The 16334-nt window shown below is 72.8% G+C and carries 16 protein-coding genes; 8 read left to right on the forward strand and 8 right to left on the reverse strand.

Going from position 1 to position 16334, the window contains the following annotated elements:
* Positions 1-32: 32 nt before the first annotated feature.
* Together ACIRR8_RS22610 and ACIRR8_RS22615 are read right to left on the reverse strand one after the other, a co-directional pair.
* Positions 33-1451 (reverse strand): HEAT repeat domain-containing protein, encoded by a 1419-nt coding sequence (locus ACIRR8_RS22610; protein WP_404067674.1) that lies wholly within the window; start codon positions 1449-1451, stop codon positions 33-35.
* A 280-nt stretch (positions 1452-1731) separates the two neighbouring features.
* Positions 1732-2124, reverse strand: a complete 393-nt coding sequence (locus ACIRR8_RS22615; protein ID WP_404067677.1) for an ankyrin repeat domain-containing protein — start codon at positions 2122-2124, stop codon at positions 1732-1734.
* Between the two features lie 322 nt (positions 2125-2446).
* Between ACIRR8_RS22615 and ACIRR8_RS22620 the strand changes: the two genes are divergently transcribed.
* A complete protein-coding gene (locus tag ACIRR8_RS22620; RefSeq protein ID WP_003970432.1) occupies positions 2447-2641 on the forward strand; it encodes a hypothetical protein in 195 nt (64 codons plus the stop codon).
* A 37-nt stretch (positions 2642-2678) separates the two neighbouring features.
* Positions 2679-4325: a hypothetical protein gene (locus tag ACIRR8_RS22625; RefSeq protein WP_404067680.1), complete on the forward strand. Its 1647-nt coding sequence runs from the start codon at positions 2679-2681 to the stop codon at positions 4323-4325.
* An 18-nt stretch (positions 4326-4343) separates the two neighbouring features.
* On the opposite strand, the gene ACIRR8_RS22630 is transcribed toward ACIRR8_RS22625, so the two are convergent.
* Entirely contained in the window at positions 4344-5843 is a 1500-nt protein-coding gene (locus tag ACIRR8_RS22630) for a PLP-dependent aminotransferase family protein (protein WP_404067682.1), read from the reverse strand.
* 102 nt (positions 5844-5945) lie between these two features.
* On the opposite strand from ACIRR8_RS22630, the gene ACIRR8_RS22635 reads away from it, so the two are divergent.
* From ACIRR8_RS22635 to ACIRR8_RS22650, 4 genes are all read left to right on the forward strand, one after another.
* Positions 5946-6641: a YitT family protein gene (locus ACIRR8_RS22635; protein WP_404067685.1), complete on the forward strand. Its 696-nt coding sequence runs from the start codon at positions 5946-5948 to the stop codon at positions 6639-6641.
* Positions 6638-7402, forward strand: coding sequence for a glycerophosphodiester phosphodiesterase (locus ACIRR8_RS22640; protein WP_404067688.1), 765 nt, complete (start codon positions 6638-6640; stop codon positions 7400-7402). The genes ACIRR8_RS22635 and ACIRR8_RS22640 overlap by 4 nt, the downstream gene beginning before the upstream one ends.
* Before the next feature lie 46 nt (positions 7403-7448).
* Positions 7449-8822 carry an MFS transporter gene (locus tag ACIRR8_RS22645; protein WP_404067691.1) on the forward strand — a complete coding sequence of 458 codons (1374 nt, stop codon included), beginning with the start codon at positions 7449-7451 and terminating at the stop codon, positions 8820-8822.
* 266 nt (positions 8823-9088) lie between these two features.
* Positions 9089-9463, forward strand: a complete 375-nt coding sequence (locus tag ACIRR8_RS22650; RefSeq protein ID WP_003959706.1) for an RNA polymerase-binding protein RbpA — start codon at positions 9089-9091, stop codon at positions 9461-9463.
* Between the two features lie 260 nt (positions 9464-9723).
* On the opposite strand, the gene fxsA is transcribed toward ACIRR8_RS22650, so the two are convergent.
* The 4 genes from fxsA to ACIRR8_RS22670 form a co-directional block, all read right to left on the reverse strand.
* A complete protein-coding gene (gene fxsA, locus ACIRR8_RS22655) occupies positions 9724-10335 on the reverse strand; it encodes an FxsA family membrane protein (RefSeq protein WP_404067693.1) in 612 nt (203 codons plus the stop codon).
* Between the two features lie 75 nt (positions 10336-10410).
* Positions 10411-11178 (reverse strand): polyprenol monophosphomannose synthase, encoded by a 768-nt coding sequence (locus tag ACIRR8_RS22660; protein WP_404067696.1) that lies wholly within the window; start codon positions 11176-11178, stop codon positions 10411-10413.
* A gap of 562 nt (positions 11179-11740) precedes the next feature.
* Positions 11741-13387: an amidohydrolase gene (locus tag ACIRR8_RS22665; protein ID WP_404067698.1), complete on the reverse strand. Its 1647-nt coding sequence runs from the start codon at positions 13385-13387 to the stop codon at positions 11741-11743.
* Positions 13388-13433: 46 nt separating this feature from the next.
* Entirely contained in the window at positions 13434-13874 is a 441-nt protein-coding gene (locus tag ACIRR8_RS22670) for an Lrp/AsnC family transcriptional regulator (RefSeq protein WP_015607305.1), read from the reverse strand.
* A gap of 204 nt (positions 13875-14078) precedes the next feature.
* Between ACIRR8_RS22670 and ACIRR8_RS22675 the strand changes: the two genes are divergently transcribed.
* Entirely contained in the window at positions 14079-14492 is a 414-nt protein-coding gene (locus ACIRR8_RS22675) for a hypothetical protein (RefSeq protein ID WP_404067702.1), read from the forward strand.
* Between the two features lie 241 nt (positions 14493-14733).
* Complete coding sequence (locus tag ACIRR8_RS22680) at positions 14734-14883, forward strand: hypothetical protein (protein ID WP_404067705.1); 150 nt, start codon at positions 14734-14736, stop codon at positions 14881-14883.
* 41 nt (positions 14884-14924) lie between these two features.
* Here the strand turns inward: ACIRR8_RS22680 and ACIRR8_RS22685 are convergent, their stop codons facing one another.
* Positions 14925-16097 carry an acyl-CoA dehydrogenase family protein gene (locus ACIRR8_RS22685; RefSeq protein WP_404067707.1) on the reverse strand — a complete coding sequence of 391 codons (1173 nt, stop codon included), beginning with the start codon at positions 16095-16097 and terminating at the stop codon, positions 14925-14927.
* Positions 16098-16334: the final 237 nt, after the last annotated feature.

The raw sequence follows: 16334 nt of genomic DNA on the forward strand, positions 1-16334 counted from the left end.
TGACAACGCCCCCTCCTACGCCCGTCGCGCGGTCAGAGCGCCGGTGCGTCCGGGCCGATCCGGCTGCGGACCGCCGTCTGCACCTCGGCCTCCTCGGCCGGGTCGGCGGCGAGGCGGCGCAGCCGTTCGGCGACGCGGATGTCTCCGGTCTCGGCGTGCAGCGCGGCCACCTCGCGGGTGGTCTCCTCGCAGTCCCAGAGGCACTCCACCGCGAAGCCGGTGGCGAAGGTGGGGTCGGTGGCGGCGAGGGCCCGGGCGGCCCGGCCGCGCAGATGCGAGGAGGAGGTCTCGCGGTAGACGTGGCGCAGTACGGGTGCGGCGCAGGCGATGCCGAGGCGGCCGGCGCCGTCGACCAGAGTCCAGAGCCGTGGTGCGTCGGGGCCGTCGCCGCGTACGGCCTCCCGCAGCGCGCCGAGGACTTGGGGAGCGTCCTGGGCGGTACCGCGGCAGGCGAGGATCCCGGCGGCGGAGGCGCCGAGGGCGTCGGGGCGCCTGGCCCAGCGGCGGGCGCGTTCGACGGCGTCGTCGCCGGCCATCCGCTCGAAGGCGGCGACGGCGGCGTCGGCGACCGTGCGGGCGGGGCTGAGGGCGGCGGTCTCGATCAGGTCGAGGACGGCGGGGTCGGCCGCCTCGGCCAGGTAGTGCAGGGCGGCGCAGCGGGCGCCTTCGGAGCCGTCGCGGGCGGCTTCGAGGATCTGGGGATAGTCCTCGGGTCCGGCGACGGCGGAGAGGCAGCGGGCTGCGGGGACGTGCAGTTCGCTGCCGCGCTCCAGGGCCTGCTGGGCCCAGTCGAAGACGGCCTGGACGCTCCAGCCGGGGCGTGGGCCGCCGGGGCGCATCTGGCGCTGCCAGCGGTCGAACGAGCCTTGTTCGGTGGCGGCCCGCACCCGGGCGCCGACCGCTTCGCGCGGGTCGTCGGCCCAGAGCCGCCAGGGCCGCGGCTCGAAGGAGTCGCGTACGGCGGCGGCCAGCTCGGCGGTGCCTTCCTCGGTGGCCGGAAAGCGGCCCAGGACGGGCAGGGCGAGTGAACGCAGGCCCGCGTCGTCGTCGCGCAGGGCGAGCTCGTCCAGGGCCCAGGCCCAGTTGGCGCCGGTGGCCGCGTAGCGGCGGAGCAGCGCAAGGGCGTCGTCGCGTCCGTAGGAGGCGAGGTGGCCGAGGACGGAGAGCGCGAGTCCGGTACGGGAGTCGTCGGTGTCCGTGTGGTCGTCGGGGTTACCGAGGTGGCGCTCGATCTCTTCGATGCCGCCGTCGAGATCCAGGTACAGGCGGGCGTAGTAGAGGGAGCGGTTCTCCACCTGCCAGTCGTGACGGGGGTCGCTCACGACGCAGTGGTTGAGGGCCGCGAGGGCCTCGGGGCGCGGCGCGGCGAGCGCGTGGAGCGTGCCGTCGCCGCGGCCCCTCTGCAGCAGGCCGAGCAGGGTGCCGCTCGGCGCTATGAACGGATCGAACATGGGAGAAAGCCTCACATCAAGCTGTCGACACAACCGGGTTTGTGTGCAGTGCTCCGTACCCCATGGGCACGGCGGGATGTCCAGCGGACATCCCTACGCCGCGCAGCGACATGATCGGCCGATCGCCGTCCGGTGCTTGGTGTAGACCATCTTCCTCTGCCTCTCGTCGGTGGCCCGAAATGGACCCGCGACGTCATGATGACCCAGCCATTTCGCCACCGCGACCACATTTACGACGGACCGGTCAGCGGACCCATCGGCGGACACGTCCGCCGCCCCCTCAACGGTCACCGAAGCGTTCCAGCAGGTCGGCCTTGCCGAACATCTGCGCCGTGTCCCGCGCGGACGGTGTTCCGGCGGCGGGGTCGGCACCCGCGCCGAGCAGGGCGTCGATGACGGCGTCCTCACCCTTGAAAACGGCTCCGGCCAGTGGCGTCTGGCCGCGGTCGTTGGCCCGGTCCGGGTCGGCGCCGCGGGCGACGAGCGCGGTGACCGCCTCGGCGTGCCCGTGGTAGGCGGCGAGCATCAGCAGCGAATCGCCGCGGTCGTTGGTGAGGTTGGCGGGGACGCCGGCGTCGACGTACGCGGCGAGCGCCTCGGTCTCGCCGGTGCGGGCCAGGTCGAAGACCTTGGTCGCCAGCTCGACCACCTCGGGATCGGGAGTCTCGCTCATCGCGCGGGCCGCCTTCCTTGACCGCGCGGCGGCTCTCGCCGCCGCGGTTGACCGGGTGGTGTACGGCACGGGGCCGTACGAGTGAATCGACAGGGTACTGCTCGGGGACGGACATGACCGGGCCCGGATACGGCAAAAGATCAGCTCGGGCGACTCCTGCCCGGCACGGACTCCACATCGCCGCGCGCGGGCCACGGGTTCACCTCCGCCAGTCAAGTGAAAATGCGTTTTATTCACTCGATTGCACCTTTTATCGTATAGATACTTCGCGTGATCCTGGAAGGACTCATGGTGACTGTCCCCTCAACCAGGAGATCCGCTCATGATCCTTTCCATCTCGGGCGTGGTACTGCTCGCCATCGTCGTCTTCCTGTTCTTCAAGAAGGACGGGCTCAAGGCGTCCCACGCCATCGTCTGCGCGCTGTTCGGCTTCTACCTGGCCGGCACCGCGATCGCGCCGAGCATCACGGCAGGCGGGGCGAGCCTCGCCGGTCTGCTGGGCGGGATCAAGTTCTGACGCTCCGCAACCGCTCCCACCCCTTCAGGAGACAGCTGTGGCCCGGCGACCACTCCCCCGCATTCTGAGCAGCGGCAGCGCTTCGATCACTCGCAGCAGAGAGATCGCGCGCACGGCCGCCGACAGTGCCACCGATGTGCTCCATCCGCTGATCACGATCCTGCGTGGTCTGCGGCTGCTGGCCGTCTCCGGCCGGCAGAAGTGGGCCGCGACACCCAAGGAACGGCGTGGTCCCAAGCTGTTCCTGGCCGCGGCCTGCGTGCTCGCCGTGGCGCTCGTGCCGTACGGGCCGATCCTGGCCCTGATCACGGTGATGGGCGCCGCCGCGTGGAAGGGGCGGGAGCGGACCCCCGTGAAGACCGGCCCGGACGAGGCGGAGTCCACCCGTCTGCGCGCCCTCTACGAGGCGCTCGTGCCGTACTTCTCGGTGTCCGAGGACCCCGACCCGCTCTTCGCCCACGGCGGCGACTGGGAGAAGACGTTCACGGAGTACGCCTTCGACGGCGACGGGCGCCTCACGCGCCTCCAGGTCTCCTATCCGGCGTACTTCACCGACGGCGAGGCCGCCGCGCGCTCCCGGATCGAGCAGCTGCTGCACACCAAGTCGGGCCGCGGCCGCGAGTACCACTTCGCCTGGAACGAGGAGGCCAACCGCCTCGTCATGACCGTGCTCGACCCGCTGCCGACCTCGATCGCCGCCCAGCGCTTCGTCACCGCGCCCGGCGAGACGGTCCTCGGCTTCACCGACCCCGACGCCGTACGCCGTACGGTGCCGGTGCGCGACGGTGACACGACCGCGGATGCCTGGCCGGTCGTCTGGCGGACCGGCAACCGCTCCACCGAACCCCATCTGCTGGCAATCGGCCAGCCCGGCAGCGGCACCACCACCCTGGTCCGCTCCATCGCGCTCCAGGCCCTCCAGCAGGGCGACGTCCTCGTCGTCGACGGCAGCGGGACGGGTGAGTACGGCGCCCTCATCGGCCGCGCCGGCGTCCTCGCCGTGGAGTCCGGCCTGAGCGGGGCGCTGGCCACTCTGGAGTGGGCCGCGCACGAGACGGAGCGCCGGCTGATCTTCGCCAACCGGGCACGCCAAGGAGGCCACCCGGTCCCCGAGGACATCAAGCGGCCGCTCTGGATCCTGCTGGACCGTCCCGGCGTGCTCGGCCACCTCGCCGCCGCCGACGGCAGGCCCGACCCGCAGGAGCTGCTCCAGGTGCCGCTGCGGCACGGGCGCGCGGCCGGGGTCACCGTCGTCCTGGCCGACCAGTTCGACGCCGTGGAGATCCTCACCGAGACCGTACGGACCCACACCCGGGCCCGCGTCGTCCTCGGGCCCGCCTCCCGCGAGCAGATCGCCGCCGTGCTGGGCGCCGAGCCGAACACGACCCCGCCGCCGGAGGTTCCGGCCGGACGGGGTTACGCGCGCCTGGGCACCGGGCCGGTGCTGCGCCTCCAGGTCCCGGCGACGCCGGACCCGTACGACGACGCCACCAGCGAGGCCCACCGGCAGGCGGTGCTCGACGCGCTGCCGCAGCTGCCGGGCGCCGCTCCGCAGGAGCCGCGGCAGGAGCCGGCCGCCGTGTCCGAGGCACCGGTCGAGGACACCGCGGAGGTGCCGGTGGCCGTGGAGGCCGTACCGACCGGGCAGTTGGCCAAGGCGCAGGCGGCGATCGCCGAGGGGTGAGCGGCGGAGGGGCGCCCCTCAGGCCACGAAGCTCCGCGGCGCGTCCGCCCCGGCGCCCGCTCCGGAGCGCACCAGCTCCACGGCCGCCGCGAGCCGCACCGCCGCCTCCTCCGCGACCGGGCCGCCCACCGTGAACGGCAGCCGCACATAGCCCTCGAACGCCCCGTCCACCCCGAACCGGGGCCCCGAAGGCACGCGTACGCCGACGCGCTCACCCGCCACCGCCAGCCGCGAGCCGGAGAGGCCGCCCGTGCGCACCCAGAGGGTCAGCCCGCCGCGCGGCACCGCGAACTCCCAGTCCGGCAGCTCCCGGCGCACCGCCGCCACCAGCTGGTCGCGGTTCTCGCGCGCCTGGTCCCGCCGGATCTCCACCGCCTGCTCCCAGCCGCCCGTGCCCATCAGCCAGTTGACGGCGAGCTGTTCCAGGACCGGGGTGCCCATGTCGGCGTAGGCACGGGCCGAGACCAGCGAGCGGATGACGTCCGGGGCCGCCCGGACCCAGCCGATCCGCATCCCGGCCCAGAACGCCTTGCTGGCCGAGCCGACGGTCAGCACCGTGCTGCCGGCCGGGTCGAAGGCGCAGACCCGGCGGGGCATGGAGATGTCGGCGTCCAGCCGGAGTTCGGTCATCGTCTCGTCGACGACCAGGACCGTGCCGGCGGAGCGGGCCGCGTCGACGAGGTCCCGCCGCTGCTGCTCGTCGGCGAGCGCGCCGGTCGGGTTGTGGAAGTCGGCCACCACATAGGCGAGCCGGGGCGCCGAGTCCCGCAGCACCTGGCGCCACCGGTTCATGTCCCAGCCGCCGATGCCCTCCTCCATCGCGACCGGGACGAGCCGGGCGCCCGCCTCGCGCATCAGCTGGAGGATGTTGGCGTACGAAGGGGACTCGACCGCGATCCGTTCGCCGCGGCCCGCGAAGAGGTGGCAGATGGCGTCGATGGCGCCCATCGCACCGGTGGTGACCATGATCTGTTCGGGCATGGTCGGGATGGAGAGCGCGGTGTAGCGGTCGGCGATCATCTGCCGCAGGGCGGGGAGCCCGGCCGGGTAGTCGCCGTGAGTGTGGGCGTACGGAGGCAGCTCCTCCACCGCACCCTGGAAGGCCCGGGTCAGCCACGGCTCGGGGGCGGGCAGGGAGGCGCAGCCCAGGTCGATCATGGAGCCCAGCGACTCCGGAGGCAGCGGTTCCAGCCCCCGGGCCGGCAGCGGGTTCCCGGCCGGGACGGCGGTCCAGCTTCCGGCCCCGCGCCGCGACTCCAGGAACCCTTCCGCGCGCAGCGCCTCGTAGGCGGCGGCGACGGTGGTGCGGCTGACGGCGAGGGCGAGGGCCAGTTCGCGTTCTGCGGGCAGCCGGGCGGCGACCGGAACGCGGCCCTCCAGCACGAGGAGCCGCACGCCGTCGGCGAGCGCGCGGTAGGCGGGCGGCTTCCGTCCGGCGGAGCCGGTGGGCCGGGGCTGCTGGGCCTGGAGCTGCCGGGCGAGCTGGGCCGCCCCGACGGTCGAAGTCCACTGCGCCATGAAAATCAGTCCACCTTCCTCGGATTGGCCATGTCTGGTGACCGATCCCCTGCCACAGAGTGACACGCAGCAGTCCACTACCACCACACCAGGGGGCAACACGTGTCCAGCACCACCGCCCGTGGCACCACCCACCTCACCCGGCGACTGGTCCAGCTGTACGTGGGTCTGACGCTCTACGGGGCGAGTTCGGCGCTCCTGGTCCGCGCCGAACTCGGTCTGGAGCCGTGGGGCGTCCTGCACCAGGGCCTCACAGAGCTGACCGGCATCTCGATCGGCGTCGTCTCGATCATCGTCGGCGCGATCGTGCTGCTGCTCTGGATCCCGCTCCGGCAGCGTCCGGGGCTCGGCACGGTCTCCAACGTCTTCGTGGTGGGCCTGGCGATGGACGGCACGCTCGCCCTGGTCGGCGACCTCGACGGTATCTGGGCCAGGATCCCGGTGATGGTCCTGGCCATCACGCTGAACGGCGTGGCGACCGGGCTGTACATAGCGGCCCGCTTCGGCCCGGGTCCGCGGGACGGGCTGATGACCGGGCTGAACCGGGCCACGGGCCGCTCCATCCGGCTGGTCCGTACGGCGATCGAGGTGGCCGTCGTCGTCACCGGCTTCCTGCTCGGCGGCTCGCTCGGGGCCGGTACGGTCCTGTACGCGCTGGCGATCGGCCCGCTCGCCCAGCTCTTCCTGCGGCTCTTCGAACTCCCCGCACCCGCTACGCCGACGGTCACCGGCGCGCCTCCCGCCGGCCCCGGCCCCGTTGCCACCCCTCCATCCGGGCAGGCCATACTGCCGCAGTGAAACCGAGCCGCCATCCCTATCTTGATCACGCGACACCCCTTGCCTTCGCCCACCGCGGCGGGGCGGCGGACGGTGTGGAGAACACCGCGGCCGCCTTCCGCCGGGCGGCCGAAGCGGGCTACCGCTACTTCGAGACCGACGTCCACACCACGGCGGACGGCCGCCTCGTCGCCTTCCACGACGCCACGCTCGACCGGGTCACCGACGCGCGGGGCAGGATCTCCGCGCTGCCCTGGAGCGAGGTGCGCCGGGCCAGGGTCGGCGGCACCGAACCCCTTCCGCTCTTCGAGGAGCTGCTGGAGGAGTTCCCGCAGGCCCGCTGGAACGTGGACATCAAGGCGGAACCGGCCCTCGGGCCGCTCCTGGAGCTGATCCGCAGGACCGACGCCTGGGACCGGGTCTGCGTCGGCTCCTTCTCCGAGGCCCGGGTGGCCCGGGCGCACCGCCTGGCCGGCCCGCGCCTGGCCACCTCGTACGGCGTGCGCGGCGTCCTGGGACTGCGGCTGCGCTCGTACGGGATCCCGGCGCCGCTTCGCACCGGCGCGGTCTGCGCCCAGGTTCCCGAGCGGCAGGGCGGCATCCCGGTGGTGGACGCCCGTTTCGTCCGCACCGCGCACGCGCTGGGTCTCCAGGTGCACGTCTGGACGGTCAACGAGCCCGAGCGGATGGCGGCCCTCCTGGAGCTCGGGGTCGATGGCATCATGACCGATCACATCGAGACGCTGCGCACGGTGCTGAGCGAGCGGGGGGCCTGGTCCTGACGCCGGGCCCGTCCGCGTCCGTACGCGAGAACCGAGGGGGCGCGGGTTGAGCACCGGAACCGCAGGAACGACAGATCCGGCCGGAAAGCCGCCGGGCGACGGGTCGGCGGCCGCGCGCAGACGTGAGCAGCACGGCTGGTACTTCTACGACTTCGCCTGTTCCGTCTACTCCACCAGCGTGCTGACCGTCTTCCTCGGTCCGTACCTGACGTCGATCGCCAAGGCCGCCGCCGATCCCGACGGTTTCGTGCATCCACTGGGCATACCCGTGCGCGCGGGCTCGCTGTTCGCGTACTCCGTATCGGCCTCCATCGTCGTGGCCGTGATCCTGATGCCGATCGTGGGCGCGGCGGCGGACCGCACGGGACGTAAGAAGCCGCTGCTGGCGGCGGCGGCCTATACGGGGGCCGCGGCGACGGCGGGGATGTTCTTCCTGGACGGCCACCGCTATCTGCTGGGCGCGTTCCTGCTGATCGTGGCGAACGCGTCGATCTCCGTGTCGATGGTCCTGTACAACGCCTATCTGCCGCAGATCGCCACCTCCGAGGAGCGCGACGCGGTCTCCTCGCGCGGCTGGGCCTTCGGCTACACCTCGGGCGCGCTGGTGCTCGTCCTCAACCTGATCCTGTACACGGGCCACGAGTCCTTCGGCCTCGCGGAGTCCGACGCGGTACGGATCTGCCTCGCGTCGGCGGGTGTGTGGTGGGGCGCGTTCACCCTCGTACCGCTGCGGCGGCTGCGCGACCGGCGGGTGGCGCCGGACGGCGAGGGAGCGGTCGGATCGGGCTGGAAGCAGCTGATGGCGACCCTGAAGGACATGCGGCGCCATCCGCTGACGCTGTCGTTCCTGCTCGCCTACCTCGTCTACAACGACGGCATCCAGACAGTGATCTCCCAGGCCTCGCTGTACGGCTCCGAGGAGCTGGGCCTCGACCAGACGACCCTGATCGTCGCCGTGCTGCTGGTGCAGATCCTGGCGGTGGCCGGGGCGCTCGGGATGGGCCGGCTGGCCCGGGTGTACGGCGCCAAGCGCACGATCCTGGGCTCACTGGTCGTATGGACCGCGATCCTGATCGCCGCCTACCTGCTGCCCGCCGACGCGCCCGTCTTCTTCTTCGTTCTCGCGGCGGCCATCGGGCTGGTGCTGGGCGGCAGCCAGGCGCTGTCCCGTTCGCTCTTCTCCCACCTGGTGCCGCGCGGCAAGGAGGCGGAGTACTTCTCGGCGTACGAGATGAGCGACCGGGGTCTGAGCTGGCTGGGGCCCCTGGTGTTCGGTCTGGCCTACCAGCTGACCGGCAGCTACCGGGAGGCGATCATCTCGCTGATCGTGTTCTTCGCCCTGGGCGCGGTGCTGCTCGCGCGGGTGCCGGTACGGCGGGCGATCACGGCCGCGGGCAACCCCGTACCGGAACGGATTTAGACGTTGAAGTCAAAGGCCGGTAGTATACGTCTTTGGCCTGCCCGGAGGACCGTTACTGCGAGTAGAAACGGCCCAACCGTTGGGTGACAACGCCCATCAGAGGTGACAAACCGGGCAAGGGTGGGTACTCGACCCAAGACAAGCAGCGGCACGAACGGGCGACGCATGACCGGCGACGGGAATCTTTGCCAGCGACCGTACGTTGACCGGATGACGACGACAGCGACATTTTGTCCTGTGGGCGACAAGCCCGGGAGGCACGATTCATGAGTGAGCGAGCTCTTCGCGGCACGCGACTTGTGGTTACCAGCTACGAGACGGACCGCGGCATCGATCTGGCCCCGCGCCAGGCGGTGGAGTACGCATGCCAGAACGGACATCGGTTCGAGATGCCGTTCTCGGTGGAGGCGGAGATTCCGCCGGAGTGGGAGTGCAAGGCGTGCGGCGCCCAGGCACTCCTGGTGGACGGGGATGGCCCCGAGGAGAAGAAGGGCAAGCCTGCGCGTACGCACTGGGACATGCTCATGGAACGGCGCACGCGTGAGGAGCTCGAAGAGGTGCTGGCCGAGAGGCTGGCGGTTCTGCGCTCCGGAGCCATGAACATCGCCGTGCACCCGCGGGACAGCAGGAAGTCTGCCTGACCCCGTAGAGCACCGCCGCACTCCGCGTACCTATCGCACCGAGCGCGACAACAGCACAGCACAAGAGCCGCGGGGGGGGGGCCCCGACGGGGGGGGGGGGCCCCGCCGCGCGCCCAGTGCCGCCCCGGGGCGGCCGGCGGCCCCCCCCCCCCCCCCGGGGGGGGCCCCCCCCCCCGGGGGGCCCCCCCCCCCCCGCGGCTCTCGCCATGTCCGGCGCCGGCCCGGCCGGCGTCAGCCCGACCGGAGCCGGTCGACCGGCCTCAGGGGGTGAGCGGCGGACGCGGGCCGCGAGGGTCGTCGTCGGGGCCGGTGGGGCGGGAAGGGGGCTGTGTGCCGTCCTCGCGGATGACCTCACCCTGGACGACCTTTCCGTCCGGCCGGTGCATACGGGCCTGCTGGAAGGCGTCGGAGAGGCTGCCGGGGGACGCGGCCCGCATCCGGCGCTCCAGGGACCGCTCCGCCCGGCGGCTGATCAGGGTGCGGACCGGCGGCACCAGCAGGAGCAGACCGGCCGCGTCCGAGATGAGGCCCGGGATCAGGAGCAGCAGTCCGGCGAGCATCAGCAGCCCGTTGCCCCGGGAGGTCTTGCCGCCGGTGACCTGCGGGGCCTCGGTGGCGCCGGGCTGCCCCGGCGTCTGCTGGAGGGTCTCGGTGAGGTTCTTGAAGGCACGGCGTCCGGCGCGCTTGATCACCACGGTGCCGAGCACCGCTCCGGCGACCAGGAGCAGCAGGACGGTGAGACCGCCCGCGGCCGAGGCGACCACGGTCAGCAGCCAGATCTCCAGGACCAGCCAGGCGGCGAGGGCCAGGGGCACGAATCTACGGGCGCGTGAGCGCCGGGGACGGGTCGGGGGCGGAGTGCCGGTCGTCATGCCACCAGTGTGCCCGTACGGAGGTGGAAGCGGCGTAAGAGGGTGATCATGGACCGGCCGGTACGCGCCGGAGGGTCAGGGTTTCCTGCGGCCCAGGACCTTGTTGGCGCGGGAGGTGATGCCCCAGCCGGTGACCCGCCAGAGCGCTTCGACGAGGATGTCCCGGCTCATCTTGGAGTCGCCGACCTCGCGGTCCACGAAGGTGATGGGGACCTCGACGACGTGGTAGCCGGCCTCGACCGAGCGGCGGGCCAGATCGACCTGGAAGCAGTAGCCCTGGGAGGCGACCTCGTCGAGTCCGAGGCCCTGGAGGGTCTCGGTGCGGAAGGCGCGGTAGCCGCCGGTGACGTCGCGGACGGAGAGGCCGAGGGCGAGGCGGGAGTAGAGGCTGCCGCCACGGGAGATGACCTCGCGGCTCTTGGGCCAGTTGACGACCCGGCCGCCGGGCACCCAGCGGGAGCCGAGGACGAGGTCGGCGCCCTTGAGTGCGGTGAGCAGGCGGGGCAGCTCCTCGGGCTGGTGGGAGCCGTCGGCGTCCATCTCGACGAGGACGCCGTAACCGTGCTCGGTGCCCCAGGTGAAGCCCGCGAGGTAGGCGGCGCCGAGCCCTTCCTTGCCCTTGCGGTGCAGGACGTGGACCTGGTCGTCGGCGGCCGCGATCTCGTCGGCCGCCTTACCCGTGCCGTCGGGGCTGTTGTCGTCGGCCACCAGGATGTCCGCGTCCGGCACGGCGGTGCGCACCCGGTCGACGATCGGCCTGATGTTCTCGACCTCGTTGTAGGTCGGAATGATCACGAGGACCTTGCCGAGCGGGCCGAACTGCCTCTGACCGCCGTCGTTCACTACTGCCCCTTAAAGTCCGTACACAGAGGGACACCATATCCAGCACACCGCCGCCCGGGTCCTACGCGGTCGTACGGGCGCGTGGCACAGGCCGGGCAGATGGACGGAACTGCGGACAGAAGCACGGACGGAACCGCGGCCTCCGGCAGGACGGAGCTGCGGATCGGGGCCCGGCGCCCTTCGGGCCGACCTGGGACCCGCTGGCTGCGGGTCGACCGAAAGCCGTTGTCTACTGAACGTCCGGGCCCCACCCGGGTCGCACCCTCCGTCCGGCTGAAACCTTCCCTCGCCCCCGAGGCGCGGGCGCTGAACCTGGCTGTCAGTGGCGGTGCGCCGGTGCGGCACACCACCCCATGACCCAGCGGCGTTCGACGACTGCGTGGAGGTTTCACCGGTCGGACGTCCTGTGGTGGACCCGGCCGAACCTACCGGCCCGTGGGCGCGTTCTGTCAACACCCGTGCGACCTGCGGCTTTTGCCCAAATTGCCTGGTCAGTGCCCGAGATCCGCAGGTCGTGAACGCGTGCCCGAGCCATCGATCGGCGGTACGGAACCCGCCGACGTCACTCGTTCGGTCGCACGTGGACCGTCTGTCCGGAGACCACCGTCCGCAGGCAGACCGGAAGTTCGGCGCCGGGGGTCAGATCCGGCAGGCCGGGCGTGCCGGAGCGGGGGTCGGTGGACCAGCGGGCGACCCGGTCGTCGGGGGCCTGGACCAGGAGTTCGGCGGTCCGCCAGACGGCGTAGTCGGCCGGTGCGCCCGGGACAAGGAGCCCCGCGTCGTCCCGGCCGATGGCCCGCCAGCCGCCCCGGGTGTGGGCGGTGAAGCCGGCCCGGACGGAGATGCGGTGCTCGGGGGTGCGGTGGTGGGCGGCGGCCCGCACGGTGCCCCACGGATCGAGCGGCGTGACCGGGCTGTCGGAGCCGAAGGCGAGCGGGACTCCGGCCCGCAGGAGTGCGGCGTACGGGTTCAGGCCGGCGGCACGCTCCGCGCCGAGGCGCTGGGCGTACATGCCGTCCGGGCCGCCCCAGGCGGCGTCGAAGGCGGGCTGGACGGAGGCGGTGAGGCCGAGTTCGGCGAAGGCGGCGATCGTCTCCGGGGTGAGCATCTCGGCGTGCTCGACGCGGTGGCGGGCGGCGCGGATCCTGGCGAGGCCGAGCGTCTCGGCGGCGGCCCGCACGCCCTCCACGACGGCGCTGACGGCCGCGTCGCCGATGGCGTGGAAGCCCGCCTGGAGGCCCGCCTCGGTGCAGGCGGTGACATGGGCGGCGATCGCGGCGGCGTCCAGGTGGGCGGTGCCGGTCTGCGGGTCGTCGGCGTAGGGCTCGTGCAGGCAGGCGGTGTGCGAGCCGAGGGAGCCGTCGATGAAGAGGTCGCCGGCCGCGCCGATCGCGCCGAGCTCCCGGATGCGGCGGGCGCCCTTCTCGTCGGCGATCTCCTCGGCCCAGAGCCCGAAGACCCGGGGGCCCGGACGTTCGGCGGCGAGGGCCAGGAGCGAGGTGAAGTCCTCCTCGTCGGAGATCTCGGGCCCGCCGCACTCGTGGAGGGTGCCGATGCCGAGGGATGCGGCGTGGTCGAGCGCGGCGCGCTGGGCGGCGGTGCGCTGGGCCGTGGTGAGGGCGTTGTGCGCGGCGGCGCGTACGGCGTGGTGGGCGTCGCCGGTCAGCGGGGTGTCCGGGTGGTAGCCGGTCATCGCGGTGACGCCCGGGACGAGGTCCAGCAGGGCGGTGGTGACGACGGCGGAGTGCACGTCGATCCGCGGCAGGTAGAGGGCCCGGCCGCCGGCCGCCTCGTCGAGCTCGGCGCGCGAGGGGTGGCGCTGTTCGGGCCACCGCGCGGCGTCCCAGCCGTGGCCGAGCAGGACGTCGGTGGCGCCGCGCCGGTTCGCGAACGCGCGGACGAGGCCGAGGGCCTCGGGGAGGGTACGGGCGCCGGAGAGGTCCAGCCCGGTGAGGGCCAGGCCGGTGGCGGTGGTGTGCACATGGGCGTCGGTGAACGCCGGGGTGACCAGGGCGCCCTCCAGGTCGACGACTTCGTCGACGCCGCTCGCGAAGGCGTCGGCGGCCCCTTCGGATCCCACCCAGGCGACATGTCCGCGCTCCACGACCATCGCGGTGGCGAACGGGTCGGCCGGGCTGTGGACGTCTCCACCGCGCAGCAGCAGGGTGCGGTGGTCGGGGGCGCTCTGAGGGGCGGTGCTCTCGGTCATGGGACCAGTCTCGCGCCTGCCGCGGACCGTGGAGTCCGCACCCCCCTCAGACGCGCGGCGGCCGGGCCTCGTACGGGGTGGAGAGGACGACGGTCGTACGGGTCGAGACGCCGGCCAGCGTGCGGATCCGGGTCAGCAGGTGTTCCAGCTCCAGCGGGGTCGCCACGCGCACCTTGAGGATGTAGTTCTCGTCCCCGGCGACGCTGTGGCAGGCCTCCAGCTCCGGCACGCCCGCCAGCCGCTCGGCGATGTCGTCGGGCGCGCTGGGGTCGAACGGCTTCACCGAGATGAACGCGGTGAGGGGCAGCCCGACGGCCTCGGGGTCGACGACGGCGGCATAGCCGCGGATCACCCCGCGCTGCTCCAGCCTGCGGACGCGCTGATGAACGGCCGAGGTGGACAGGCCCGTGGCCTTGCCCAGGTCGGTGTAGCTCATCCGCCCGTCCTTGACGAGCAACTCCACGATCTGACGGTCCAGCTCCTCCATGCGGATCAACCTATGGCCCCGGACGCCTGTCGGCACAGTCGCACAAGGTCACGGAACGGCACCTGCGGGCGGCATGTGACGAACACCACAGACCTACGGGTCGGTAGCGGGTCCCCTCGCGGTTATCGGCCGCGAGCGGAGGGAAGTGCTTGCTGTGGTCGTGGCCGTGGCGCTGTGCCGGCCCACCCGAGGGGGGAAGATCCCATGCAGAGCATCAAGCTCACCGGACGTACCGAACCGGAGCCCGTCGATCCCGACGAGGACGACGGCGCCGATGTGGACGGCGCCGATGTGTACGACATGTTCGAGATGTTCCGGGTGGTCTGCCCGGACTGCGCCCAGCCGATCGCCCTGCTGGCCGACGAGGACGTCCTGCCGGAGCACGCCCGGTGCTCCACCCCGTGGAACCCGTTCGTCCTCACCGTCTGCTCCGGCACCGGCCGCGCGGCGGCGGAGGCCCGGCCCGCCGACGAGACGCTGGAGCCCCAGGAGCAGGAGGCGGCGCTGCTGCTGACGCTCCCCCAGGGCCTCGACTGGCGGATGCAGCCCTTCTCCCACGCGGGCGGGCCGGGCTCCCGGCCGCTGCGGATTCCCCGGATGCGGCGCGAGGCGGCCTGAGCCGCCGTCAGCGGCCGTAGGGGCACGTAGGGGCACGTTCCCGGGCGGGTGCTCGCGGGCACCCGCCGAACTGGCACTCGGTTCGGGTCGGCAGTGACCGGGCCGGTCCCGGCGCGTTGACCCCCGTATGACGACGCTGCATTCACCAGTCGGCTCGGGGCGCCGCCGGCTCGCTCCCCCGGCGCTCGAAGAATCGGTTCCGCAGCCGCGGCCGCTGCCCCGGTCGACGGGGAACTCGCCGATGGCCTCCCCCGTCGACCCGCCCATCTACAGCGCTCTGCTGCTCCACTGGCGCAGCAGCGGCCGGACCGTGCCCGGCCGCCGCGACCCGGAGTGGACCCGGGCCGCCGCGCTTCCGGCCTGGTCGGACCGGCCGCCGGGGAGTGTCTGAACCGTTCCGCCCGCGCGGGACGTTCGGACACCCCCTGCGGGTCAGCGGGTCTCCGGACCCGCCAGGTGGCGGGCGATGACCATGCGCTGGATCTGATTGGTGCCTTCCACGATCTGGAGCACCTTGGCCTCGCGCATGAGCCGCTCGACCGGGAAGTCCAGCGTGTAGCCGTAGCCGCCGAGCACCTGGACGGCGTCGGTGGTCACGCGCATGGCCGCGTCCGTGCAGAAGAGCTTCGCCATGGCGGCCTGGCGGGAGAAGGGCTCTCCCGCGTCGCGCAGCCGTGCCGCCTCCAGGTAGAGCGCCCGGCCTGCCTCGATCTGGGTGGCCATGTCGGCGAGCATGAAGCGCAGCCCCTGGAAGTCCGCGATGGGGCGGCCGAACTGGCGCCGGTCGGTGGCGTACCGCACGGCCTCGTCCAGAGCCGCCTGGGCGACCCCGACGGCGCAGGCGGCGATGCCGAGGCGACCGGAGTCGAGCGCGGAGAGCGCGATGGCGAAGCCCTGGCCCTCCTCACCGATGCGGCGGTCGTCACCGACCCGTACGCCGTCGAAGTTGAGCTGGGCCGTGGGCGAGCCCTTCATCCCCATCTTCTTCTCGGGGAGCGCGGCGTTCAGGCCTTCGGCGTCGCCGGGGACGAGGAAGGCCGTGATACCGCGGGGGCCCTCGACGCCGGTGCGGGCGAGCACGGTGTAGAAGTCGGCGACGCCGCCGTGGGTGATCCACGCCTTGGTGCCGGTGATGACCCAGTCGTCGCCGTCGCGTACGGCCTTGGTGCGCAGGGACGCGGCGTCGGAGCCGGAGGCGGGCTCGGAGAGGCAGTAGGCGCCCAACAGGCCGCCGGAGAGCATCGCCGGGAGGTGCGCGGCCTGCTGCTCCCCGGTGCCGTAACCGGCGAGCGCGTGGCAGGCCAGGGAGTGGACGCTGACGCCGAGGCCGACGGTGAGGCGGGCCGCGGCCAGCTCCTCCAGCACCTGGAGGTAGACCTCGTAGGGCTGGTCGCCGCCGCCGTGGGCGGAGCCGTAGGGAAGTCCGAGGAGCCCGGATTCGGAGAGGAGGGTGAAGACCTCGCGCGGAAAGTGGCCGGCTTCCTCCTCCTCGGCCGCCCGGGAGGCGATCTCCTTGGACACGATGTCGCGGACGAGCGCGACGAGCTGCCGGGACTCCTCGGTGGGCAGACGGCGTTCCACCGGCTGCGGGGCACGGTCGGACATGACGGCGCTCTCCTCCCTGTCGGGCGTTGCGACGGTCGCGCGCTCGGGGTGTGAGAGGCGCCGCCGGGTGATCTCCCGGAACGGAGCCGGGAAAAAGCAGACTGCCCAGCCGATCCTGCCCGCCCGGGTCTCGGGGGGTGCGGGTCAGCGGCTGTGGCGGGTTGAGTATGCCCGATCGGATGCCTTCCGTCACGGGTGAAGAGCTGGTCAAAGGGGCTGGAGAGCCTCGCGAAGATC

Origin of the sequence: Streptomyces sp. NPDC101178 (genome assembly GCF_044767965.1) — a bacterium.
Lineage (GTDB): Bacteria > Actinomycetota > Actinomycetes > Streptomycetales > Streptomycetaceae > Streptomyces.

Excerpts from the sequence above, each read along its gene's own strand:
- ACIRR8_RS22650 (WP_003959706.1), top strand. The coding sequence starts at position 9,089 with ATGAGTGAGCGAGCTCTTCGCGGCACGCGACTTGTGGTTACCAGCTAC.
- ACIRR8_RS22610 (WP_404067674.1), bottom strand. The coding sequence starts at position 1,451 with ATGTTCGATCCGTTCATAGCGCCGAGCGGCACCCTGCTCGGCCTGCTG.
- fxsA (WP_404067693.1), bottom strand. The coding sequence starts at position 10,335 with ATGACGACCGGCACTCCGCCCCCGACCCGTCCCCGGCGCTCACGCGCC.
- ACIRR8_RS22680 (WP_404067705.1), top strand. The coding sequence starts at position 14,734 with ATGGCCTCCCCCGTCGACCCGCCCATCTACAGCGCTCTGCTGCTCCAC.
- ACIRR8_RS22615 (WP_404067677.1), bottom strand. The coding sequence starts at position 2,124 with ATGAGCGAGACTCCCGATCCCGAGGTGGTCGAGCTGGCGACCAAGGTC.
- ACIRR8_RS22630 (WP_404067682.1), bottom strand. The coding sequence starts at position 5,843 with ATGGCGCAGTGGACTTCGACCGTCGGGGCGGCCCAGCTCGCCCGGCAG.
- ACIRR8_RS22685 (WP_404067707.1), bottom strand. The coding sequence starts at position 16,097 with ATGTCCGACCGTGCCCCGCAGCCGGTGGAACGCCGTCTGCCCACCGAG.
- ACIRR8_RS22670 (WP_015607305.1), bottom strand. The coding sequence starts at position 13,874 with ATGGAGGAGCTGGACCGTCAGATCGTGGAGTTGCTCGTCAAGGACGGG.
- ACIRR8_RS22665 (WP_404067698.1), bottom strand. The coding sequence starts at position 13,387 with ATGACCGAGAGCACCGCCCCTCAGAGCGCCCCCGACCACCGCACCCTG.
- ACIRR8_RS22675 (WP_404067702.1), top strand. The coding sequence starts at position 14,079 with ATGCAGAGCATCAAGCTCACCGGACGTACCGAACCGGAGCCCGTCGAT.
- ACIRR8_RS22620 (WP_003970432.1), top strand. The coding sequence starts at position 2,447 with ATGATCCTTTCCATCTCGGGCGTGGTACTGCTCGCCATCGTCGTCTTC.